The 19,376-nt window shown below is 70.2% G+C and carries 18 protein-coding genes and 1 pseudogene; 14 read left to right on the top strand and 5 right to left on the bottom strand.

What is annotated here, in order from left to right; genetic code table 11:
* Nucleotides 1–130: 130 nt before the first annotated feature.
* On the bottom strand, nt 131–3,508 hold the full coding sequence (locus tag ACFXGX_RS07690) for a S8 family serine peptidase (protein ID WP_384786147.1): 3,378 nt from the start codon (nt 3,506–3,508) through the stop codon (nt 131–133).
* 427 nt (nt 3,509–3,935) lie between these two features.
* On the opposite strand from ACFXGX_RS07690, the gene ACFXGX_RS07685 reads away from it, so the two are divergent.
* Nucleotides 3,936–4,187 carry a hypothetical protein gene (locus ACFXGX_RS07685; protein ID WP_384786144.1) on the top strand — a complete coding sequence of 84 codons (252 nt, stop codon included), beginning with the start codon at nt 3,936–3,938 and terminating at the stop codon, nt 4,185–4,187.
* On the opposite strand, the gene ACFXGX_RS07680 is transcribed toward ACFXGX_RS07685, so the two are convergent.
* Entirely contained in the window at nt 4,168–4,986 is an 819-nt protein-coding gene (locus tag ACFXGX_RS07680) for an AraC family transcriptional regulator (protein ID WP_384786141.1), read from the bottom strand. The two genes, ACFXGX_RS07685 and ACFXGX_RS07680, sit on opposite strands and share 20 nt — an antisense overlap.
* A gap of 102 nt (nt 4,987–5,088) precedes the next feature.
* Between ACFXGX_RS07680 and ACFXGX_RS07675 the strand changes: the two genes are divergently transcribed.
* The 4 genes from ACFXGX_RS07675 to ACFXGX_RS07660 all read left to right on the top strand — a co-directional run bounded on the left by ACFXGX_RS07675 (nt 5,089) and on the right by ACFXGX_RS07660 (nt 9,086).
* Entirely contained in the window at nt 5,089–5,898 is an 810-nt protein-coding gene (locus tag ACFXGX_RS07675; protein ID WP_384786138.1) for a sulfite exporter TauE/SafE family protein, read from the top strand.
* Nucleotides 5,899–5,991: 93 nt separating this feature from the next.
* The gene (locus ACFXGX_RS07670) at nt 5,992–6,681 is read left to right on the top strand and encodes a M24 family metallopeptidase (protein ID WP_384786135.1); all 690 of its coding nucleotides are present in this window, start codon (nt 5,992–5,994) and stop codon (nt 6,679–6,681) included.
* Between the two features lie 58 nt (nt 6,682–6,739).
* Entirely contained in the window at nt 6,740–7,987 is a 1,248-nt protein-coding gene (locus ACFXGX_RS07665) for a MalY/PatB family protein (RefSeq protein ID WP_384786132.1), read from the top strand.
* A 376-nt stretch (nt 7,988–8,363) separates the two neighbouring features.
* Nucleotides 8,364–9,086 (top strand): alpha/beta hydrolase, encoded by a 723-nt coding sequence (locus ACFXGX_RS07660; RefSeq protein ID WP_384786129.1) that lies wholly within the window; start codon nt 8,364–8,366, stop codon nt 9,084–9,086.
* A gap of 680 nt (nt 9,087–9,766) precedes the next feature.
* On the opposite strand, the gene ACFXGX_RS07655 is transcribed toward ACFXGX_RS07660, so the two are convergent.
* Nucleotides 9,767–10,480: an SDR family oxidoreductase gene (locus ACFXGX_RS07655; RefSeq protein ID WP_384786126.1), complete on the bottom strand. Its 714-nt coding sequence runs from the start codon at nt 10,478–10,480 to the stop codon at nt 9,767–9,769.
* Between the two features lie 112 nt (nt 10,481–10,592).
* On the opposite strand from ACFXGX_RS07655, the gene ACFXGX_RS07650 reads away from it, so the two are divergent.
* The 6 genes from ACFXGX_RS07650 (at nt 10,593) to ACFXGX_RS07625 (ending at nt 14,685) form a co-directional block, all read left to right on the top strand.
* Nucleotides 10,593–11,420, top strand: a complete 828-nt coding sequence (locus ACFXGX_RS07650; RefSeq protein WP_384786169.1) for a helix-turn-helix domain-containing protein — start codon at nt 10,593–10,595, stop codon at nt 11,418–11,420.
* A 106-nt stretch (nt 11,421–11,526) separates the two neighbouring features.
* Entirely contained in the window at nt 11,527–12,351 is an 825-nt protein-coding gene (locus tag ACFXGX_RS07645) for an SDR family oxidoreductase (protein WP_384786123.1), read from the top strand.
* A gap of 133 nt (nt 12,352–12,484) precedes the next feature.
* Nucleotides 12,485–12,826, top strand: coding sequence for an ArsR/SmtB family transcription factor (locus tag ACFXGX_RS07640; protein ID WP_384786120.1), 342 nt, complete (start codon nt 12,485–12,487; stop codon nt 12,824–12,826).
* Between the two features lie 3 nt (nt 12,827–12,829).
* Nucleotides 12,830–13,336, top strand: a complete 507-nt coding sequence (locus tag ACFXGX_RS07635) for an SRPBCC family protein (RefSeq protein ID WP_384786117.1) — start codon at nt 12,830–12,832, stop codon at nt 13,334–13,336.
* The gene (locus ACFXGX_RS07630; RefSeq protein ID WP_384786114.1) at nt 13,336–14,004 is read left to right on the top strand and encodes a dihydrofolate reductase family protein; all 669 of its coding nucleotides are present in this window, start codon (nt 13,336–13,338) and stop codon (nt 14,002–14,004) included. The genes ACFXGX_RS07635 and ACFXGX_RS07630 overlap by 1 nt, the downstream gene beginning before the upstream one ends.
* A gap of 141 nt (nt 14,005–14,145) precedes the next feature.
* Nucleotides 14,146–14,685, top strand: a complete 540-nt coding sequence (locus ACFXGX_RS07625) for a GNAT family N-acetyltransferase (protein WP_384786111.1) — start codon at nt 14,146–14,148, stop codon at nt 14,683–14,685.
* A 59-nt stretch (nt 14,686–14,744) separates the two neighbouring features.
* Here ACFXGX_RS07625 and ACFXGX_RS07620 read toward each other — a convergent pair whose 3' ends face one another.
* Nucleotides 14,745–15,140, bottom strand: coding sequence for a hypothetical protein (locus ACFXGX_RS07620; RefSeq protein ID WP_384786108.1), 396 nt, complete (start codon nt 15,138–15,140; stop codon nt 14,745–14,747).
* Nucleotides 15,141–15,190: 50 nt separating this feature from the next.
* Here ACFXGX_RS07620 and ACFXGX_RS07615 point away from each other — a divergent pair, with 50 nt between their 5' ends.
* Together ACFXGX_RS07615 and ACFXGX_RS07610 are read left to right on the top strand one after the other, a co-directional pair.
* Nucleotides 15,191–16,606: an MATE family efflux transporter gene (locus ACFXGX_RS07615; RefSeq protein ID WP_384786105.1), complete on the top strand. Its 1,416-nt coding sequence runs from the start codon at nt 15,191–15,193 to the stop codon at nt 16,604–16,606.
* Nucleotides 16,607–16,870: 264 nt separating this feature from the next.
* Nucleotides 16,871–17,623, top strand: a complete 753-nt coding sequence (locus ACFXGX_RS07610) for a dienelactone hydrolase family protein (protein ID WP_384786166.1) — start codon at nt 16,871–16,873, stop codon at nt 17,621–17,623.
* Between the two features lie 284 nt (nt 17,624–17,907).
* Here the strand turns inward: ACFXGX_RS07610 and ACFXGX_RS07605 are convergent, their stop codons facing one another.
* Nucleotides 17,908–18,447 carry a GNAT family N-acetyltransferase gene (locus tag ACFXGX_RS07605; RefSeq protein ID WP_384786102.1) on the bottom strand — a complete coding sequence of 180 codons (540 nt, stop codon included), beginning with the start codon at nt 18,445–18,447 and terminating at the stop codon, nt 17,908–17,910.
* 303 nt (nt 18,448–18,750) lie between these two features.
* Between ACFXGX_RS07605 and ACFXGX_RS07600 the strand changes: the two are divergent.
* A pseudogene (locus ACFXGX_RS07600) lies at nt 18,751–19,251 on the top strand (hypothetical protein); the annotation flags it as partial.
* Nucleotides 19,252–19,376 lie beyond the last annotated feature (125 nt).

Genomic DNA, 19,376 nt, shown 5'->3' with positions numbered 1-19,376 from the left:
CCCCCGGGACGGCGCCCGGCCCCGGCGGCGGGGGCGGGGGGGCCCTGTCCCCGTTCGTCCGGCCGCTGCGGCCGGGCTGCGCCACTCGCGGAAGCAGCTACTCGAGGACGTGACTACTCCGCGAAGGCGGCTACTTGAGCAGGTAGCCCTTGATGACGGTCTCCTTGAAGGAGTTGCCCGCCGTGTCCTCGACGTGGACGCGCAGGCTGACCGAGCCGCCCGCGGCGTGGCGCGGGGCCTCCACGGTCACGGTGCGCTCCATGCCGGAGCCCTTGACCCGCACCGACTGCCAGGTCTTCCCCTCGTCGAAGGAGACCTCGGTGGTGAAGACGCGGACGGGCGACACCGGGGCGCCGGCCGTCCGCTGGATCAGGACCGGGATGTCGAGCTTGCGGCCGGCTTCGGCCCGGTTCCACTCGTCCAGCTTCGGCGCCATACGGACCGCGTACAGCGGCAGCGCCTGCCGGGTCGCCGTGGTCCCCGACCGGAACCGCCATTCCGCCCGCACACTCGTGGAGACGGAACTGGGGGCCATGTCACGGTTGTGCTCGACCGTCAGGCGGTAGTCGGCGGGGGTGGCGTCGGCCGGGACGTCGCTCATGCTCCAGTCCTGGGAGACCAGCTCGCCGTCGCGCCACAGCTTCACCTCGGGCAGGCCGGACGTGGTGTCGGCCACCAGGTCGAGGTTGCCGTTGGCGGCCGACTGGAAGGGCCGGAACATCGTGTCGCCCTCACGGAAGGCGGCCATCTGGTCCGAGAGGCCCACGGCCTGGATCCCGCCGTTCCAGCGTTCCTCGACCTGGGAGCCGGCCTTGTAGCCGTGCAGGTCGCTGAGGTAGCTCTGCCCGTGCGCGTTCGGGTCGAGGAAACTGTTCTGGTCGAAGGCCGTCTGCCAGCGCAGGCCGTCGGCCGCCGAGAAGTAGTCGACCCGGCGGGCCGGGACCGGGATCCCCTCCATCGCCCGGCCGCTGAAGCGGATGTTGTCGACGTACGTCCACACGAGGCGCATGGCCGTCGTCCCCGGCGTGGTGGCGGCGAACGTGGTGTTCACCCTGGCCAGTTCCGACTTGCGGGGGTGGTAGGCGGGATCCGCCGGGATGGCACCGTGCACCGGTCGCGTGAGGTAGTAGACCGAGGCGGGGTTCCCGTCCGGGCCGGCCGGGTCGCCCCAGACGCTGGTGACGAGGTACGTGAACTTCGAACCCTTTGACCGGGCCGTCGGCACCGCGTACACGCCGTCGATGTGGTCGGTGCCGATCGCGTTGTTCATGGTGACCGAGAGCAGCTGGTCGGCCATGCTGATGGTGCCGATCTCGGCCGACATGATGCGCGCGGAGCGGCTCGGTGCCGACACCGTGACGGGCTTCGCCTTCCGGGCGTCGATGGTCACCTGCCGGTCGGCGCTCATCACGACCTTCGGCACGCCGACGATGGTGCCCTCGGTGAAGGAGGCGTCGAAGTAGAAGCCGCTCACCGAGTAGGTGTCCTTCGGCAGCCGCACCACCGTGCTGCTCCTGCCGAGCGCCTCGACCTCGTACGCCTTGCCGTCGGCCGAGTTGACCAGCAGGTACGCGTTGTCGGGGGCCGCGCCCGTGCGGCTCTTCATGTCGATGCGCAGGTGGTACGACGGCTGCTCGACGTCCATGCCGAACGGGACGCGCACCGACACCTGGCCGTCCGCGGTGCTCGCGGTGACCACACCGCTGTAGGCGGCGTACGTCGTGGCGGCTTCCGGGGACGCGGTGAGAGTGACGTCCGCCGTTCCGTGCGCGGGCACGGTGACCGTGTCGGCGCTGAGCCGGAACAGCCCGGCGGGGGCGGGCACGTCCTTCTTCCCGCTGCTCGGGTTGTCCTTCAGCCGAAGGGTGACCGGCGCGGTGCCCGGGTTGCGGTAGGTGAGGGTCTTGGTCACCGGGGGCCGCTTGCCGTCCGTCCACCGGATCAGCCCGAAGTCCAGCGCCGTGGAGTCGGCGCCGACGTTCTGGTCGACCGCCCGCGCGACGTCGACGCGTCCGGCGCCCTGGAAGTAGGCGCCGTGCTCCTTGGCACCGTTGGTCGACTGCATCAGCCGGCGCTTGACCTGCTCCGCCGTCCAGTCGGGGTGCTCCTGGAACAGGATGGCTGCCGCGCCGGCCACATGGGGCGTGGCCATGGAGGTGCCGCTCATCGCGACATAGCCGTCGTCGGCGGTGGTACCGCCCGCCCGCGCGGCGACGACGTTGACGCCGGGGGCGATGATGTCCGGCTTGAGTCCGGAGTCGCCCACCCGGGGACCGAGCGAGCTGAAGACGGCGACGTCGTCGTCGTCCTCGGCCGCGCCGACGGCCAGGGCATTGTCGTCGGAGGCGGGGGAGGACACCTTGTCGGGGCCGCTGTTGCCGGCCGCGGCCACGACCAGCGTGCCGTAGTCGCGGGTGACGGTGTCGACCATCGCCTCGAGGGCGTCGGTCTCCGGCGTGTCCGTGTCGCCCAGGCTGAGGCTGATCACCTTGGCGCCGTGCTGCGCGGCCCAGGCCAGTCCCTCGACGATGTTCGAGTTGTCGCAGTTGCCGTCCGCGGTGCACACCTTGCCGGACAGGATCTGCACACCGGGTGCCACACCCTTGTACTTGCCGTCGGAGGCCGCGCCGGAACCGGCGACCGTGGAGGTCACATGGGTGCCGTGACCGTTCAGGTCGTCGGTGTTCGGCTCGGTGGTGAAGTTCGCGGACTCGGTGACGAGGCCCTTGAGGTCCGGGTGGTCGGGGTCGTAACCGGTGTCGAGTACGGCGACCTTGACGCCGGTGCCGGTGTAGCCCTTCTCCCAGGCGTGCGGGGCGCCGATGCGCGGCACCGTGCTGTCGAGCTGGATCCTGGAGCGGCCGTCCAGCCAGACCCGGCGCACACCCGCTCCGAAGGACCGGGCGTCCGCCCGGCCGGGGGCGATGCCCTTCCAGAACCCGGCGGCGTCCGCGCGGTGTTCGCCGAGGGTCGCGAAGGAGGTCCCGCCGATGGGACGGACGGTGTCGGCGCCGGCGGCGGTCAGCTGTCGCCGGGCGGTGCCCGCGTCTCCGGTGTATTCGACGATCAGCGGCAGGCTCGACCGCTGCGCGTACTTGCCCCGGATCAGGGCGGAGACGTTGAACAGCGCCTTGTCGAGGCGGCCCGTCGCGAGCAGCGGGAGCGTGTCGGCGGGTATGACCGTCCAGTCGCGACCGGCCTGGCGCTTGATGAACGCGACTCGTTCGCGGCCCTGGGCGGGCTCGACCGACACACTCTGCTTGCCCGAAGTGTCTGTCTCCAGCGTGACGCGGTCGCCGGTGATCAGGGTGAGCTGCTGCCGGGAGATGATCTGCGTCCGGGCCGCTCCGGTCTGCGCGGTGGCTTCCGTTCGCCCGCTGTGCGGGCCCAGGTCGTGAGCGGCGCCGGGGGCGGCGGTCAGACCGGCCACGAGCGCCACGAGGGCGGCGGCCGTCGCCGTATGCCGAGGCCGCGGAAGGCGGAGCCCGGGGCGCCACCTGTTGTTCATGTCTCTCATGGGAGGACAGCGTGGTGCCGTCAAGTGCCGAGGTCAGCAGTTTGCCCTGTCCACCAGGCGTCAAGTCACCTTTACGCCAGCCCCTGCACTTCACAAAGAGGGCAAAAGTGGCCAGGTTGGCGACTCATGGACGAACCGAGCGAGCCGGACGGGTGGAGACGCCAAACGCCTGTGGAGTGCCGGTAAGACGGGCCCACGTGCCCGCACAGCGCGTTGAAGCGGGAAGCCCCCGGAAGGGCCACACGGCCCAGGCCGGAATCCCTGGGCTTTAGGCCACGGAGCACGTCAAGGCCACTTCCAACTGATGGCCGCCGTCGAGGTGGGCATTGCCATGGTCGTTGTCACGGCTGGAACGCGACGGTGCGGCGGAGGACGGGCCGACCGGCTCCGACGCGGTGTCCTGAGGCGAGGGCGAGCCGTGGTTCACGGGACCGACCGCAGCCGAAGCTCCTTCGCCCGGGACAGCGAGACGTTCGTACGACTGCTGGAAGCCGTGTACCGCTTCAGGGGCGCCTGCTGGAACTCGTACCCCGGCGAGTACGGCCATCGAGACTTTCTGCGCGAAGTCACCGCCCTCGAACCGCTCTCGGTGGGACAGGGAGCGCCCGCACGTGAGGTCTGGGAGCACCTGTTCGCGGCCATCCTCGAACTCAGCCCGTGGTGCTTCTGAGGAGTCCGTCGCCTTGGCTACCGGTTCTCGTCGCCTCGGGGCTCCGGTACGCCGTCGGTGGTCGGCCGAGGAGCTTCTTGAACGCGGCCGTGTACGCGGCGGGGTTGTCGTAGCCCAGGAGGGTCGCGACGCGGGTGACGGGTACGCCCGCGGTGAGGTGGTGCAGGGAGTGCAGGATGCAGGCGCGTTGCCGCCACTGGGAGAAGCTCAGGCCGGTGCCGCGCCGGAACAGGCGGGCGAGGGTGCGTTCGCTGACGTTGAGGGCCGCGCACCAGCGCCCGGGCGGGTCATGGATGGCCGGCTTCCGCAGGAAGTCCTCGCACAGGCCCCGCAGCCCGGGATGGGACGGCAGCGGGACGTCGAGGGGCAGCGGCGTGAGGTTCTTGAGCTCATGCAGGACGAGGGTGGCGATCGCCGCGTCGCGGCTGTGCTCGGGATAGCGCGGCTCCATCTCGACGGCTTCCAGGACCAGGGCCCTGAGCAGGACGGAGACGTCGACGGCTTGGCAGCGGCGCGGGAACCACGGCGCGGCGGCGGGCTCGATGTAGAGGCTGCGGGTACTGACACCCGTCATGGTGACCTGATGCCGGGTCATGGGCGGGATCAGTACGGCACGGGCGGTGGGGATCGTCCAGTCGCCGTCGTCCGTCTCGACCCGCATGACGCCGGTGTCCGCGTACAGGACCTGCGCACGGCGGTGTTCGTGCCAGACGAGCAGGTGATCCTGGGGGTAGTCGGTGCCGATGGCCAGCACGGCACGATCGAGGTCGTCCACCTCCGCCAACGGGATGTTGCGCATACCGCGAGGCTACGGGGGAGCCTGCACCTGTGTCTGCTGCGCGTAGGAAGTCGGCAGTCCATCGATTGCCCGCCATACGTGGTGATCCCTAGCGTCTGATCCATGCTCACCTCGTTCTCCGTCCTCCTGTTCTTCGGCTGCCTGACCGGCGTCACGACGGTGCTCTTCGGCTTCGGCGGCGGCTTCGTCACCGTCCCCGTCGTCTACGGCGTCCTGACCGCCGTGGCGCGTCCGGGAACCGACGTGGACGCCATGCACGTCGCGGTGGCCACCTCGACGGCGGTCATGGTCGTCAACGCCGTGGCGGCGGCGCTGGTCCAGTGGCGTGCGGGCCGGCTGCTTCGTGCCTATGTCTGGCCGCTGGCGGGGTTCATCGCTGCCGGTGCCGCCGCCGGCTCCTTCGCGGCCACTTTGATCGGCGGTACGGCACTGCGCCGGCTGTTCGCCGCCTACCTCCTGGTGGCGATCACCGACAGCCTGCTGCGGAAGGGCTTTCTGGCCGCGGCGCCGCGCACGCTTCCCAAGCCCCTGGGGCGAAGCACCGTCACCGTCGGCGGGTTCGGCATCGGTCTGGTCGCCGCCGGGCTGGGCGTGGGCGGCAGTGTCATGACGGTTCCGCTCCTGCGCCGCAGAGGTCTTCCCATGGCCGACGCGACCGCCACGGCCAACCCCCTCAGCGTCCCCGTCGCCCTGGCCGGGACCCTCGTCTACGCCCTCGCCCCCACCGCGTCCGCCGCCACGGGCCGGTTCGGTTACATCGACCTGACCGCCGGCGCCGCCCTTCTCCTCGGATCGCTGCCCACCATCGCCGTGGCGCGCCAGGTCACCGGCCGGGTTCCGGACCGCGTCCACTCCGCCGCGTACGTCGGCCTGCTCATGGTCGTCCTGATGGTCGTGGTCGTGGGAGTCTGACGCGGCGGGCCCACGCCGGACCGGGCCGGCTGCACTGAAGCCGGAGTTCAATGCGATTGACTCGAAAGTGCAGTGCAACCTACCTTCCGTGTCATGGCTCACGACGAACAGACGCGCGCGGAACGGCTGTTGGACGCGCAGGCGAAGGCCGAGCGGCTCTTCGCGGAGATCGAGAAGCGCGGGCTGGTGGCGCCTGGGCAGGGCGAGCGGGCGGTCAGCGACCAGGTTCGTGACCTCGCGAACGAGCTCTTCGGCACCACCCGGCACTGGCACAAGCGGATCGTGCGCTCGGGCCCGAACACCCTGAAGCCTTACAAGGAGAACCCGCCGGACCGGGTGCTCGGCCCGGACGACATCGTGTTCGCCGACTTCGGGCCCATCTTCGAGGAGTACGAGGCCGACTTCGGCCGCACGTTCGTCCTCGGCGACGACCCGGTCAAGCACCGGCTGCGGGACGACCTGCCGCAGATCTTCGACGCCGGCAAGCGGCACTTCGCCGACACCCCCGACATCACCGGCAGGCAGCTGTACGCCGAGGTCGAGCGGCTGGCCGCCGAGGCCGGGTGGGAGCTGGGCGGCTGGCACGCCGGGCATCTGGTGGGCGAGTTCCCGCACGAGTGGATCGACGGCGCGGACGTGGAGTCGTACATCACCCCCGCCAACGACACCCCCCTGCGCCGCATCGACAAGGCGGGCCGCACCTGCCACTGGATTCTGGAGATCCATCTCGTCGACCGAGGGCGGGAGTTCGGCGGCTTCCACGAGGAGCTGCTCACCCTCTGACCGCAGGGTGGGCAAAATTCGCAAACCGTATGCCCGCCGCCGTGACTAGCATCCAGCCATGGCACCTGACACCGTCCCCCACGACCGGACACCGCGGAACGCCCCTGGGGCCGGAACCGGATCGATCTTCGACGTCGTCGTCGACCGCAGGCACAGCAACTCCCTGAAATGGGCCACTGCCCAACAGTTCCTGACGGCCGACGAGATCGCGGCCGACCCGTTGCCGATGTGGGTCGCCGACACCGACTTCAGGGCGCCCCAGGCCGTGATCGACGCGCTCCACGAGGCCGTGGACTACGGCGTCTTCGGGTATCCCGGTGGCGCGACCGACAGCTACGTCGACGCCGTGACCGGCTGGCAGGCCAAGCGGTTCGGCTGGGAGGTCCCCCGGGAGTGGGTGATGCAGACCGCCGGCATCATCACCACGCTCAAGACCGTCGTGCAGGCGTTCTCCGCGCCCGGCGACTCGGTCCTCATCCAGCCCCCGGTCTATGTCCATTTTCACGAGGACGTCCTGCTGAACGGCCGCCACCTCGCGTTCGCACCGCTGCAACGGACCGACGACGGCTACGAGTTCGACGCCCGCACCTTCGAAGCCGCCATCCGTCCCGACACCAAGGTGTTCATCCTCAGCCACCCGCACAATCCCACCGGCAACGTGTGGACGGAGGACGAACTGCGGACCATGGGCGAGATCTGCGCCCGGCACGGCGTCCTGGTCGTCTCCGACGAAGTCCACCAGGACCTCATCCTCGACCCGGAGCGCGAACACATCCCTTTCGCCTCGCTCGGCGAGGAGTTCGCCCGCAACAGCGTCACCTGCACCGCTCCCAGCAAGACGTTCAACCTTCCCGGCTTGCAGAGCGCCAACGTCTTCGTGCCCGATCCCCGGCTGCGGGCGGAACTGGAGCGCCAGTACGACCGCAACATGTTCCCGCTGGTCAACCTGCTGGGCATGGTCGCGGCCGAGGCGGCGTACACGCACGGTGAGCCCTGGCTGGAGGAACTGCTCACCTACCTGCGCGGCAACCACGCGCACTTCGCGCACGCGGTCAATTCCGCCACCTCCAAGGTACGGGTCCTGCCGACCGACTCCCTGTACCTGGCGTGGATGGACTGCCGGGGACTGGGGATGGACGCGGACTCGCTGGACAGGTTCATGCTCACCAGGGCGCGGCTGTGGCTGGACAAGGGCCAGAAGTTCGGCCGGGAGGGCCACGGCTATATGCGGGTGAACCTGGGCTGCCCCCGCTCCACGGTCGACGAGGCCGTGGACCGGCTTCTCGCGGCGGTCGAGGAGTTGTGAGTCGAGAAGGTGTGAGTCGAGAGGCTGCGAGTCGATAGGTCGTGAGTCGAGAGGCTGTGAGCAGCGCACGGGTCCCGCATTCCGCGTGGCGTGCGGGGCCCGTGTCGCAGGGATGCGGTGCGGCTCAGGGACGACTGACGCGGGTGCCCGATCACCGGCCGGTCACGCTGATCGCGCCGGCTCGCCGGGAGCCGCCACCACACGAAACCCGTTTGGCGGATCACGGCGACCGCTGCTACTTTCCCGGAGGCCATGCGAGAGAACGAGGAGGTGGTACCCGTGAACGCAGTATCGACATGGGTGCTCCCCTCTGGGGCCACGGTCGGGCGATAGGTCGTCCGGGAGCGCCGTTCCAGAGCTCCCGAAAGGCACGATCGTGCACTTCACTTCCGAACAACGCCTCGACGACGGCGTCCTCGAGCGCGCATTCACCCTCGGCGAGATTCCCGGTGTCCTGTGGACGTCCGGATCCGCGCCGGCCCCGCTCATCCTGATCGGCCACCCCGGTGGCTTCCACAAGCGGCTTCCCCGGCTGGTGGCCCGGGCCCGGTACTACGCCGCGCAGTACGGCTTCGCGGTGGCCGCCATCGACGCCCCCGGGTGCGGTGACCGGCCTCGTTCCGCCGTCGACGAGCAGCACCGAGCCGACCTCCGCCGGGCCGCGCAGGCCGGCGAGCCGCTCGACGAGATCCTCGACGCCATGATCGTCCCGCTGGTCGAGAGGGCGGTGCCGGAATGGCGGACCACTCTGGACGCCCTCCTCCCGCTGCCCGAGATCGGCGGTCCGGTCGGGTACGAGGGCATGGTCGCCATCGGCATCGGGCTGGCGGTGGTCGATCCGCGCGTCTCGGCCGCCGTCTTCTTCGGCCAGACCTTCGTGCCCGACACCCTGCGCGAGGACGCCCGGCGGATCACCGTTCCGCTGCAGTTCCTCATGCAGTGGGACGACGAAGGGATGGAACGGCAGCCGGTCCTGGACCTGTTCGACACCTTCGGCACCAAGGAGAAGACCCTGCACGCCAACCTGGGCGGCCACGCCGGCACCCCGTGGTTCGAGGTGGAGGACGCGGCCCGGTTCTTCGCCCGCCACCTGAAGTGAGCCCAGGCCGTCAAGCCGTCAAGCCGTCAGGCCGTCAGTAGGCGGTAGGTGCTAGGGCGCGTCGGCAGGTCGCCGCCCGTCGAGGAGAGACCCCGGTCCTCCTCGACGGGTGGCGAGATGATGGCCCAGAGCGCCGGGCCTTGGGACTGGGGCGCGGCGCTGGGCCAGTGAGGGCGTTCAGATACGCCGAAGGTGCTGTGTGAACAAGTCGCGAGCCCTGACAGGATCCGTAGGCCGCCCAGTCCTCGTACTGACGCCGGACCCGCTGCTTGCGGAAGTGCTGGCGTACCACGAACAACGCGATGACGCACAGCACGCCGGCGGCGATGATCTGGATCTCGTCGAGGTGCCGGACCAGCACCCGTACGAGGAAGGCCGCAGCCCCGAACGCGGCGGGAAGCAGAAGGGAGCCGGTGCGCCCCGGCCAGGTCCCCAGGGTGAATCGCCGGAGCGCTCGGTCGTAGTCCACCGCGTTGGGGGTGTAGCCGAACCTGGCAATATCCTGCACTGCTATGTCAGTTGACCTGGCCTCATCTCCGTTCATGGCTGCGCTGGTCAACGCACGGCCGCACCGGCCGGACGGCCGCCCACGGGGCTCGACCGCCCTGTCCGCGAGCGGCGCGGGAGCCGGGTGTCCGGTGCCGGTGCCGGTGATGGGTGTCCGGATGCCGGGTGCTGGGTCAGGTGATGTGGTGTCCTCCGTCGACGTGCAGCACGGTTCCCGTGATGAAGCCGTTGCGCATCACCGAGAGGAACGCCTGCGCGATGTCGTCGGGGGTGCCGATACGGCGGGCCGGGAGCCTTGCCGCCAGTTCGGTGAAGGCGGCCTGTTTGTCCATGCCGAGCTGGTCCCAGATGGGGGTGTCCACCCAGCCGGGGGAGACGACGTTCACACGGACGGGCGCCAGTTCGATCGCCAGCCCGTACGCGAGTGACGCGAGGGCGCCGTTGGCCGCGGCCATGATGGTGTTCGACCCGTTGGGCCGGTAGGCGTTGATGCCCGAGGTGTACGTGATCGAGCCGGTGACCCGTCCGGCCGCGTACTTGCCGATCAGCCAGGCACCGAGCAGCTTGGTGTCCACGACGGTCCGTGCGGTCGCGGTGGAGACGTCGGTGGTCCGCCCGTACACGCCGGTGGCGTCCGCCGCGGTGACCACCACGTGCTCCACTCGCTCCACCCGGGCGAACAGTTCGGCCATGTCCTCCTCCCGCCCCAGGTCGGCCGCGATCGTGCTGATCCGCCCGTGCCCGGGACGCTCCAGTTCCGCCCTCGCCTTCGCGAGCCGGTCCGCGGACCGGCCGACGATCGTCACATCCAATTCCTGGGCCAGCAGAGTCCGCGCGAGGGCGAGGCCCATACCGGAGCCGCCGCCGATGATGATCGTGTCTGTCATGGTCCGAGGCTGCGCCGCCGGGCCCAACTCCCGGAAGGCCGCGTGGTTCCTGGGTGTGACACGGCCACCCTGGGGGCGACCTAAGGGTGGCAGACTTCACGCCGTGAACGTGATGGCCGAGTTCCTTCGGATACGGCGCGGGCGGATCGGCCCGGCCGACGTCGGGCTGCCCACCGGACCGGGTGTCCGGCGCACACCCGGGCTGCGCCGCGAGGAGTTGGCCGTGCTGGCCGGCGTGAGCGTGGACTACTACATCCGGATCGAGCAGGGGCGGGAGAGGGCGCCCAGCGACGCGGTACTGGACGCTCTGGCCCGGGCTCTGCGGCTGACCGACGACGAGCACGCCCATCTGCTCGGCCTCGCCGACCAGGTCGCCGGGCGGACACCGCGCCGCCGGCCGGCCGAGCCGCGGCCGGCGGGCCCCGGCCTGCGCCTGCTGTTGGAGTCGGTTCGGCCCAGTCCGGCGTATGTGCTCGACGAGGTCAACGACGTGCTGGCCGCGAACCCGGAGGGCTTCGCGCTCATGCCCGGGCTCGGTGACTGGCCGGTCGGACAGCGCAACGTGATCCGGTACACCTTCCTGCACGCGACCGCGCGGACCCTTTTCGCCGACTGGGACCGGGTGGCCCGCAACAGCGTCGCGCACCTGCACACCGCCGAACTGACCGCCCCGGAGCGGACCGCCGCGCTGGTCGCCGAACTGGGGTCGGCCAGCGGAGAGTTCGCCGCTCTGTGGCGCAGGCACGAGGTATGGGTCAAGCGCGCCGGAGAGACCGCGTTCCGGCACCCGGTGATCGGCCCGGTCACCCTCGCCAACGAGGTGCTCAGCCCCGCCGGCGACGGCCGGCGCGTCCTGATCTACCAGGCCCCTCCCGGCACGGCCGAGCACGACGCCCTGGTCCTGCTGGCCATGACCACCCAGGACGCGAGAACTCCGTGAACCCCGCGGCCGTCCCGGTGGTGGCGGCCTTGCCGTATCCCCGCGGAGCGACCGCCCGACGGCCGACCAGGCCGAGCGGATGAGCGCTGCCCTATCGTTGGGAGTCATGAGGGTCCTGGTCGTCGGCGGTAGCGGGTTTCTGGGAACGGAGCTTGTGCGTCAGGCAGTTGGCGCGGGCTGGGAGACGGCTGCTACGTACTGTTCCCGGCCGGGGATCCTGCCCGGCGTCGAGTGGCACGAGCTCGACCTTCGCGCCCCCGGGCGGGTCGATGAGGTACTGGCGGAAGTCGCTCCCCTCGCCGTCATCAACGCGACGAGCGGAGGAAGCGACTGGACGGTCACCGCCGACGCCGCTTTCCACCTGGTGGCAGCCGCGGCGAAACGCGGTTGCCGTCTGGTCCACGTCTCCAGCGACGCGGTGTTCTCCGGTGCCCGGATCCACTACGACGAAGCCTGCCTGCCTGATCCCCTCACCCCATATGGCGCGGCCAAGGCCACCGCCGAGACCGCTGTGCGGCTGCTGGCCCCGACCGCCGCGATCGTACGTACATCGTTGATCGTCGGGCAGGGCGGTTCCGCGCACGAGCGCATGGTCCACACCCTGGTCGCCGGCACCCGCGACGGCGTCCTGTTCACCGACGACATCCGCTGCCCGGTACATGTCGAAGACCTCGCATCCGCTCTACGGGAACTCGCCGCGTCCGACCAGGCCGGTACGTTCCACCTGGCCGGACCGGACGCCCTCAGTCGTCACGGACTCGGGGTCCTGATCGCCCGACGCGACGGACTCGACGCAAGCCGACTGCCCACCGGGCGCCGAGCCGACTCCCGCATGCCCGGGGCCCTGGACGTCCGGCTCGACAGCACCGCCACCCAGAAGCGCGTGCGCACACGGCTGCGCGGAGCGCGCGAGTTCCTCAGGGCCGGGTAGGAACGAGACCCAGGCCGGCCGAATGGTCGTCCGCCAGGCCCCGCGGCATGACCGGCGGATCTCGTCACGCCACACGACCCGCTCGATTGCCTCTCCGCTTGACGCATGCCGATATGGGCATACGATGGCTGCCATGGCACGAGCAGCGACGACATCGGACGTGTTCAACGCGATCGCCGAGCCGCAGCGCCGGGACATACTGGCGCTGCTGCGGGCGGGGGAGCGGCCGGTGACCGAGCTGGCCCAGGAGCTGGGGATGACCCAGCCGGGGGCGTCCAAACACCTGCGGGTGCTCCGGGAGGTCGGGCTGGTGCGGGACCGCAAAGCGGGCAAGCAGCGCCTCTACGGCCTGGACGCCCGCGGGCTGCGACCGGTCCACGAGTGGACCGGCGGGTTCGAGCGATTCTGGAACGAGAGCTTCGACCGGCTGGACACCTACGTGCAGGACCTCAAGCAGACACGGCAGGAGGAATGACCGATGACAGGGGCAAGCCAGGAAACGCGGGCGGAGCCGACGACGGCCGACCGGGAGATCGTGATCTCCCGGGTCATCGACGCCCCACGGGAGCTCGTGTTCGAGGCGTTCACCGAGGTCCGGCACCTGTCGCGGTGGTGGGGTCCGGAGGGGTTCACCACCACCACGCGGTCCTTCGAGTTCCGCGAGGGCGGGGAGTGGGACTTCGTACTGCACGGGCCCGACGGGACCGACTATTCCGAGTGGATCCGCTGGGTGCGGATCGCCCCGCCGGAGCGGATCGCGCTGCTGCACGGTGAGTTCCGCGACGACCCGAACGCCTTCGAGTCGGTCATCGCGTTCGCGCCGGACGGCGCGGCGACCCGGATCGAGATGCGCACGGTGTTCCCCAGCAAGGAATTGCGCGACGAGGCGATCGAGAAGTACCACGCGATCGAGGGCGGCCGGCAGACCCTGAGCAGCCTGGCGGCGTACGTCACCGAGACCCTGCGGAAGGGAGCTGAGGGCTGATGGCCGGGAAGGTGTTCTTCAGCGTGTCGATGTCGCTGGACGGCTTCATCGCGCCCGAGTCCGTGCCCGTTGAGGACGAGCTCTTCGCGCCCGGGAAGCAGGACGACCCGCGGGTCCGGCGCTGGATGGCGCAGTGGATGGAGCTGCAGCAGTGGATCTTCCCGCTGCGGTTCTTCCGGGAGAACCTGAAGCTCGGTGAGGGCGGCGAGGAAGGCCGCGACAACGACATCGCGCGGAAGACGTTCGAGCGCACCGGTGCGAGCGTCATGGGCAAGCGCATGTTCGACCTCGGCGAGCAGTCGTGGCCGGAGGACGCGCCCTTCCATACCCCGGTCTTCGTCGTGACGCACACCAAGCGTGACCCCTGGGAACGGCCGGGTGGCACCACGTTCCACTTCGTGGACGACGGCATCGAGCACGCCCTCGACCAGGCCCGCGAGGCCTCCGGCGACCGCGACGTCCGGATCGCCGGCGGCGGCGCGACGATCCTGGAGCACCTGAACGCCGGCCTGATCGACGAGTTCTCGATCACTCTGGCACCCGTGCTGTTCGGATCCGGCACCCGCCTGTTCGACGGCGTGGACGCGTCCAGGGTTGCGCTGGAGCCGATCCGTTCGGAGCCGTCGTCGCGGGTGACACACCTGACCTACGCCGTGCGCCCAAGATAGCCGCGCCACCACTCCTGCCCGGCGACGCGAGCACTCACGGCGCACACGTTTGAAGGGGAGCGATCCGTGCCTCCGGGTGGTGGTGCCACCCGGAGGGAAAAGAGCTTGCCCCGGGGCCGGAGCTCACGTTGGCTGGGCAGCATGGCTGAACTGCGTACCGACCGCCTCGTCCTGCGCCGATGGCGTGACTCCGACCTCGAACCGTGGGCGGCTTTGAATGCCGATCCCGAGGTTCGAGAGCACTTGGGCGACCTGATGACCCGCGACCAGAGCGATGCCTCCGTGGCTCAGTTCCAGGCCGAGTTCGACCAGCGAGGCTACGGGTGGTGGGCGGTTGAGGTCGAGGCCACGGCCGAGTTCATCGGATTCGCCGGCTTGGACGAAGTGGACGATGACATGCCGTTCACCGGAGTGGAGATCGGCTGGCGGCTTGCCCGCTCGGCCTGGGGCCAGGGGTACGCCACCGAGGCCGCGCTGACAGTCCTGGCCCACGGCTTCGACGCCCTTGAGCTTCCTGAGATCCTCGCCGTCACGACAGCCACCAACTCGCGTTCGCAGGTGGTGATGCGCCGGATCGGTATGACCCGGGACCCGGCCGACGACTTCGACGACCCCACCGCGCCCGAGGGACCCCTGCGTCCGAACGTGCTGTACCGCATCGCCCGTGGTGCGAGGACCTGAGGTCGCAGGGGGCTCGGGAGGTGCGGCCCCGGCGTATCTCGCATATCTCCGTGCCGAGGTCAGGAGTAGGCCATCGGGCAGCCGCGTCGTATGGAGTGTTGGGCAGCGCGCAGAAACAGTGCGACGTAGAAGGCGGTGTCCAAGTCATCGCTCCAGGGGCCCGGTCGGGCAGCGGCGAGTCGTTCCGCTGCTCCGTCCCTGAACCACATGGTCAGATCGAGGTTGTCGCACATCTCCGGTGTCTCGGCCGGGAGACCGATGGCCGCCGCCAGTCTTTCCGCTATCCCCAGCAACCGGGGCGCGCCGACCACGACAGTCGAGTCCGCATAACCGGACTCGACCGGCAGCGTGATCGTCTCGTCGAGCGAGAACGGCACCAATAGGGTCCAGCCGCAGGCGACCTCCTCGTCCTCCGGCGACAGTCGGGCCCGGCACAGTGCGCCGAAGCCGTCCATCGAGGGGATCAATTTCTCCTCGAAAGCCTGCCCCGAACCCCGAAACTCCGGTGAAGGCCGACGACCACGGCACGAACCGCTGGTACCTGTCCACCGCCCCGGTCCTCCGTGCCCTCGTGCACCTGTGCGTGCCGATGGCCGCCGCGATGATCGTCGGCGCCCTCTACAACGTCATCAACTCCGGTGTCATCGGCTCGCTCCACGACACCGCGCTCCTTGCCGCGGTCACGTTCGGCTCGCCGCTGCTTGCCCTGGTCATGGCGGTGGGCGGCATGTTCGGCACCGGCGGCGGCGCGCTGGTGTCGCGGCTGCTCGGCGCCTCCGAGAACGAACCCGCGAAGGCCGGCGAGATCAAGCACGTCACGTCGTTCGCCGTCTGGGGCTCCGTCGTCGTCGGGGCCGTACTCGGCGGCACCGGACTGCTCCTGCTGGATCCGCTGGTGTCCCTGCTCGGCGCGGACGCCGCCGCCGCGTCCGCGACGCGCTCCTTCGTCGCCGTCCTGCTCGTCTTCGTTCCCGTGCTCGCCGCGGCCTTCTGTCTGGAGCAGCTCGTACGGGCGGAGGGCGCCACACGTCAGGTGATGACCGGGCTCATCGCCTCCACCGTCGCGAACCTCGGGTTCGACGTCCTGTTCATCCTCGTACTGCACTGGGGCGTCGCCGGTGCGGCGCTGGCCACCGGACTGGCGAACCTCGTCGTCGTCGCCTACTTCGCGACCTGGCTGGCGCGGCACAGCGAGCACATGAGTCTCGCGCCGCGCTGGTTCACACTTTCACCCACCGTGCTCAAGCCCGTCCTGGGCATCGGGGTCGGTGAGCTGCTCCAGGCCGGATTCCTGATCGTCACCTCCCTGGTCCTGAACAACCTGGCCGCCGGCTACGGCGACGGCCCGCTCGCGGCCATGGGAGTCGTGGTCCGCATCGCGCAGGTGCCGGAGTTCCTGGTCATGGGGGTCACCCTCGGGGTGCTGCCGCTGTTCGCGTACTCCTACGGGAAGCGGGACCGGGACCGGCTCACCGCGGCCCTGCGCGCGTCCGCGGTCACGGTGGGGGCCATCACCACGGTCTGCGCGGCGGTCCTGATCGTCTTCCGTGAACAGGTGATATCCGCGTTCTCCGCCGACCGTTCGGTTCTCGCGATCGGCGGCACCATACTCGCGGCGCAGCTCGTGGCGATGATCGCGAACGGGTTCACGGGCCTGCTCACCTCGCTGTTCCAGGCCACGGGGCGGGCGGTGGCGGCGACCGTCATGTCCGTGACGCAGGGCCTGTTGTTCCTGCCGGTCGTCTTCCTCGGCAATCTCTGGTTCGGGCTGACCGGCATCATCTGGGCCCTGACCGTCACCGAGGGCACCATGTTCCTGGTCGGCGCCGTGCTGTGGCTCGGCTCCCGCCGCGCGATCGCGGAGGGTCTCCAGGACGGTTCGGAACCCGCCGGGGCACCGCTCGAACCGGCGGCGGCCTGACCTGGGCCGTTCCGGACCGCCCGGGACGGCCCGGAACCGCGTCCGTGACCCCACCGACACGCACGGGACCCGCTCAAGATCCCTTCAGTTCGCCCGGTCGTGGCCACGCCCGCCTAGGATGAACGGACAGCAGCGTCCGGGGTGTTGGAGCAGGCCGACCGTGAACCGGTACGACGATCCCGCTGTCCGGGGTTCACCGGACCGCGGCCGCGTGCGCGGGGACGGCCCAGCCCCGGTCATCGGTCCGAGGAAGGAAGATCCGTCATTCCCGTCGTCAAGGCACTGCAGATCCCCACTCCGGACGGCCGGGCCGACGCCCTTGCCGCCTTCCCCGACAACGGCGAGCGGCATCCGGGGGTGCTGCTGTACATGGACGCCTTCGGCGTGCGGCCCGTGCTGGAGGAGATGGCCCGCGAGCTGGCGGGACACGGCTACTACGTCCTCGTCCCCAACATCTTTTACCGGCACAGCCCGGCACCGGTGTTCGACCTTCCCGAGCACATCACGCAGGAGGCCCGGCCCGCGGTCTTCGTCCAGGTGATGCCTCAGATCCAGGCCCACTCCGTCGAACGCGCCCTGCGTGACGCCGACGCCTACCTCCGGTTCCTCACCGCCCAGCCCGAGGTCGCCGCCGGGCCGGTCGGCGTCATCGGCTACTGCATGGGCGCGAACGTGGCGGTCCGCACCGCGGCCGCGCACCCCGGCCAGGTGGCCGCCCTCGCCGGATTCCATCCCAGCCCGTTGATGAGCGACGCCCCCGACAGCCCGCATCTCCTCTTCCCGGAGCTCACCGCCCAGGTCCACCTCGGCATCGCCGAGAGCGACATGACACCCGAGGTCGTCGGCGAGCTGGACCGGGCCCTGGAGGCCGCGGGCGTCGACCACACCTGCGAGATCTACCCGGGAACGGTGCACGGCTTCACCATGGCGGACACCGACGCCTTCGACCCCGCGGCACTGCAACACCACTGGGACCGCCTGCTTCCCCTGCTGGAGAACGCCCTGACCAAGCCCTGACCGTCTCCTCGGCAACACGGACACGCCACACTTTCGATCCACGCCTCAGAGGTCCGGGCGCCCTCCGTTCGATCACGGGGCGGCCGCCCGGACCTCTGGCGTGTGCCGGGGTGGCCGGGCGGCGGAGCCCGGGACGAGCATGTATCCCGGAGACAGCCCGCAAGCATGGGGGAGGTCGGTTCGACGGACGGCGGCGGTCAGGAACTGGTCGGGTTCCGTCGCCAACTCAACCGGACGGCGCGACCGGGGGCGTACTCAACCGGACGGCGTGACCCGGGGCGTATTCAACCGGACGGCGTGACCGGGGGCCGCATGCCGAGCCATTGCTCGGCGCTCCAGGCCTCGAACCGCTCCACCTCCGTGAACCCGAGCTTTGCCGCGAGACGCATCGAGCCGACGTTGGCGGTCTGGGTGGTGAGTACCACCGGCTCGCCGGGGAGCGCTGTCGCGAGCCAGTCGAGCGCCGCAGCGCACGCCTCTGCGGCGTACCCGAATCCCCACGCCCGCGGCAGGAACATGTAGCCGAGGTCGGCCTTCCCCGCGGCAGCCGGGCGTTGGTGCCCCGTCGCCCTTCTGAGCAGGATCTGGCCGATCATCGCCCCGTCGAGTTCGACGACGAAGCTGCCGGGCCACCGCTCGGGCACCTCAGGCGTCTCGTGCTCAAGCTCGTCGCGCGGCCGGGGGCCGCCGAGGTAGGTGTGCACCTCTGGCGAGGCGAGCAGCTCGATGAACGCCCCACGGTCCCGGGACTCGGGCTCACGGAGCACGAGCCGCTCGGTCCGGATCGGCTCAGGCGGCCACATGACGGGGCCCAGATCTTCCATCCGCGCACGCTAACAGGCGGTCAATCCCACCGAACGGGAATGGCCACCTCCCCTCAGCTCCGAACCCACGCGCCGTCCCGCTGTAGCTTTCACCTCCATTCATTGCAACATGGATGGTTAGGGTTGTTGCTTTAGTTCCATTTCCATTGCAACAATTTCACACCACTGACCTGTGAAGATGGCGATGTCGTGCAATAAATACGTTGCTGGATCCATGAATGCAACGTAGCGTTTCCGATATCAGAAACCAAGGTGGGCGGGTCTCGTAGATCGGCCGAGCGGGCGGACAAAGGGGTGGGGATCATGGAAACAGCACAGAGTCGGCGGCGAACCACCGCTCCCGGCGCCTTCACCGCCTTCGCTCGCTTCGTGCTCTGCGGCGGGGGAGTGGGGCTGGCCTCCAGCTTCGCCGTGGCGGCCCTCGCCAGCTGGATTCCCTGGGGTCTGGCCAACGCCCTGATCACGGCGTTCTCCACCCTCCTGGCCACCGAACTGCACGCCCGCTTCACCTTCGGCGCGGGCGGTCGCACGACCTGGCGCCAGCACGCGCAGTCGGCCGGGTCCGCCGCGGCCACGTACGCGGTGACCTGCGTGGCGATGGTCGTCCTGCATCAACTGGTGGCGGCGCCCGGTGCCGTGCTGGAGCAGGCCGTCTACCTGTCCGCCTCCGCGCTCGCCGGTGTCGCCCGGTTCGTGGCGCTGCGTCTGGTCGTCTTCGCACGTGGCCACGCGCGGGACACGGTCGAAGCCGTCCGCCGTGACCCCGCGCCGGACACGGCCGCCGTCCGTGTCGCCGGCCCCGCACCCGCGACCGGGGCCCGCGTCCCCGCACCTGCCGGTCGGGGGGGGGGGAGGCGCCCGGCCCGGCCCGATGGGCCGAGGGGGGGGGGGGGGGGGGGCCGCCGCGCGCACGCCCCCCGCGGAGCGCG

Origin of the sequence: Streptomyces sp. NPDC059371 (genome assembly GCF_042751995.1) — a bacterium.
Classification (GTDB): domain Bacteria; phylum Actinomycetota; class Actinomycetes; order Streptomycetales; family Streptomycetaceae; genus Streptomyces.
Note: the sequence above shows the minus strand (reverse complement) of the source record. Positions and strands in the feature narration are given on the sequence as shown.

Coding starts and splice junctions, on each gene's coding strand:
- ACFXGX_RS07690 (WP_384786147.1), bottom strand. CDS start 3,508: ATGAACAACAGGTGGCGCCCCGGGCTCCGCCTTCCGCGGCCTCGGCAT.
- ACFXGX_RS07680 (WP_384786141.1), bottom strand. CDS start 4,986: ATGCGCAACATCCCGTTGGCGGAGGTGGACGACCTCGATCGTGCCGTG.
- ACFXGX_RS07675 (WP_384786138.1), top strand. CDS start 5,089: ATGCTCACCTCGTTCTCCGTCCTCCTGTTCTTCGGCTGCCTGACCGGC.
- ACFXGX_RS07670 (WP_384786135.1), top strand. CDS start 5,992: ATGGCTCACGACGAACAGACGCGCGCGGAACGGCTGTTGGACGCGCAG.
- ACFXGX_RS07665 (WP_384786132.1), top strand. CDS start 6,740: ATGGCACCTGACACCGTCCCCCACGACCGGACACCGCGGAACGCCCCT.
- ACFXGX_RS07655 (WP_384786126.1), bottom strand. CDS start 10,480: ATGACAGACACGATCATCATCGGCGGCGGCTCCGGTATGGGCCTCGCC.
- ACFXGX_RS07650 (WP_384786169.1), top strand. CDS start 10,593: ATGGCCGAGTTCCTTCGGATACGGCGCGGGCGGATCGGCCCGGCCGAC.
- ACFXGX_RS07645 (WP_384786123.1), top strand. CDS start 11,527: ATGAGGGTCCTGGTCGTCGGCGGTAGCGGGTTTCTGGGAACGGAGCTT.
- ACFXGX_RS07640 (WP_384786120.1), top strand. CDS start 12,485: ATGGCACGAGCAGCGACGACATCGGACGTGTTCAACGCGATCGCCGAG.
- ACFXGX_RS07635 (WP_384786117.1), top strand. CDS start 12,830: ATGACAGGGGCAAGCCAGGAAACGCGGGCGGAGCCGACGACGGCCGAC.
- ACFXGX_RS07630 (WP_384786114.1), top strand. CDS start 13,336: ATGGCCGGGAAGGTGTTCTTCAGCGTGTCGATGTCGCTGGACGGCTTC.
- ACFXGX_RS07625 (WP_384786111.1), top strand. CDS start 14,146: ATGGCTGAACTGCGTACCGACCGCCTCGTCCTGCGCCGATGGCGTGAC.
- ACFXGX_RS07620 (WP_384786108.1), bottom strand. CDS start 15,140: ATGGACGGCTTCGGCGCACTGTGCCGGGCCCGACTGTCGCCGGAGGAC.
- ACFXGX_RS07605 (WP_384786102.1), bottom strand. CDS start 18,447: ATGGAAGATCTGGGCCCCGTCATGTGGCCGCCTGAGCCGATCCGGACC.